We start from the raw sequence: 2,417 nt of genomic DNA, 5'->3' as shown, positions 1-2,417 counted from the left end.
GGAGGAAATACACATGCACGAATTTGTCATTCTGGCCGATGATTTTACCGGAGCCAACGACACAGGAGTACAGGTTGCCAAACGAGGACTCCCCGTTTCCGTCATACTCCGTGCCGAAGACATCCGACCGGGATCTGAAAGCATTGTCATTGATAGTGAAAGCCGCGTTATCAGTGGAACCGATGCCTATAAACGGGTTTATGCCATGGCCTCAGCAGTAGAACAGACTGGCAGCTGCCGCTTTTTGTATAAAAAAGTGGATTCTACACTGCGCGGTAATATCACGGCAGAAATCAAAGCCGTCATTGCCGCCTGCCAACCAGATATTATCGTCTTTGCTCCATCGCTGCCATCACAGGGCCGGACCGTACAGGACGGACGCCTCCACGTACACGGCGTTCCTCTGATGGAAACGGAAATTGCCTGTGATCCCCGCAATCCGCTGAAAACAGATACGTTATCCGAACTACTCAGTCCCTGTCTGGATACGCCTATACATAGAGAAATACCAAAATCCGATTGGGAACCGGGCGGTTATATCTTTGATGCCAGAACGGATGACGACCTGTATGCCATTGCCCGTCAGGGACTGGCCCAGAAACAGAAGATTCTCTGGATTGGTTCGGCCGGCCTTGCCAATGCCCTTCTCCAGATCTGCTATGCCCCCTGTCCGGCCCTGGCTATCGTCGGCAGTGTCAGCACCCGCACGATGGAACAGCTGGCCTTTTGTCAGAAACAGGGCGCTGTCATCCACAAGCTTCCCATGGAGCAGCTCTATGAAGGGGCTTCCCTTGCACCGTATATTCACGCAGCCATTGCTTCCCTTGACGAAGGAACGGATGTCCTGGTTACGGCAGCGGCAACACGGGAAGACTATGAAACCTTTCTGGACTATGGAAAGGAACGCAGTATTTCTTCAGACGAACTGGCCGCATTTACCAAACGCATTCTCAGCCAGACCGCCATGGCTATCACTGCCCACAGTTCCCTTTGTGGGCTCTTTCTCACAGGCGGTGACACGGCCATCGCCGTCGTTGAACAACTCCAGGCCTGCGGATTCCAGATTGAACGGGAAATCCTTCCCGGATTTGTACAAGGGCGCCTTCTCGAAGGGGTCTGCCCACAGTTGCCTGTAGTGACCAAAGCCGGAGCCTTTGGAGATGCACCGGATATATGGAAAGCACTTAAGTGTTTGAAAAAAATTCCCCGCAACGCATAGGCGGAGAAACAGGAGGAAATCATATGAATCAATTTGTCGGTATTACTATGGGGGATCCCGCCGGAATCGGCCCGGAAGTATCGTTGAAAGCCATTGACGCCAGGCCGGAATATCAGGAATCCGTCCTGATTTACGGAAGTTACGGCGTGCTTCAGTATTATCATCAGTTACTTCACCTCAAAACACCACTATCTGTCATTTCATCGCCATCCGAATTCCAGCCCGGCCATATCAATATTATTTCCGTCGTCGATCTGGAAATAGGAAAAGATATTGAAATCGGAAAGGTATCGCCCGTTGCTGGTGATGCTGCCTATCAGTACATTGCCCGCGCCATTCACGATGCAATGGAAGGTCAGATACAGGTCGTAACGACGGCACCACTTAATAAGGAAGCTCTGCATAAAGGAGGGCACAATTTTGACGGGCATACGGAAATTTTCGCTACCCTTACGGGGACGAAACACTATACGATGATGCTCTGGAGTCAGAATATGTCTGTCGTACACGTTTCTACTCACTGTTCTCTTCGTGAAGCCTGCGACCGTGCCAAAAAGGTACGTGTTCTGGAATGTATCCACCTCGCCCATAATGCCATGAAACGTCTGGGCCTGGACAATCCTCATATCGCTGTCGCCGGCCTCAATCCGCACAGTGGGGAACATGGGCTGTTTGGCCGGGAAGAAATAGAAGAAATCATCCCGGCTATCGGGGAAGCCCGGGCAGAAGGACTGTACGTTGACGGACCGGTACCGCCTGATACGGTCTTCCTGAAAGCGTATAAAGGAATATACGATATCGTCGTGGCCATGTACCATGACCAGGGTCACATCCCCATGAAAATGATGGCTTTCGATACGGGAGTCAACGTCACACTGGGACTGCCTATTATCCGTACTTCCGTAGACCACGGTACGGCCTTTGACATAGCCGGCAAGGGAATTGCCAAAGAAGACAGCATGTTCAGTGCCGTTGACCTGGGAATCCGCTTCGCTAAAGGAAGATTGCAGTCAGCGTCTATCCACTAGCAGGCAGCCATCTAATGAACAGGACACCAGCCGTATTGGGCTGGTGTCCTGTTTTCTTCACTTCCCACTAATCACTAACCACAAAAAAAAAGCACTAGCATAAGCTAGTGCTTTTTCCCACAATCAGCGGCTTCCTATCCTCCCAGGGGGCTTCCCCCCAAGTACTTTCG

At 51.4% G+C, this 2,417-nt stretch carries 2 protein-coding genes; both read left to right on the top strand.

What is annotated here, in order from left to right:
- Window positions 1-1,219: four-carbon acid sugar kinase family protein (locus DBO31_RS06530; RefSeq protein ID WP_234995421.1), on the top strand; the 1,219-nt coding region annotated here is incomplete at its 5' end.
- A 23-nt stretch (window positions 1,220-1,242) separates the two neighbouring features.
- Entirely contained in the window at window positions 1,243-2,247 is a 1,005-nt protein-coding gene (gene pdxA / locus DBO31_RS06525) for a 4-hydroxythreonine-4-phosphate dehydrogenase PdxA (RefSeq protein ID WP_075581481.1), read from the top strand.
- The last annotated feature ends 170 nt before the right edge of the window (window positions 2,248-2,417 follow it).

The sequence above is a fragment of the Megasphaera sp. DJF_B143 genome, from assembly GCF_900320625.1.
Lineage (GTDB): Bacteria > Bacillota > Negativicutes > Veillonellales > Megasphaeraceae > Megasphaera > Megasphaera hexanoica.
Note: the sequence above shows the minus strand (reverse complement) of the source record. Positions and strands in the feature narration are given on the sequence as shown.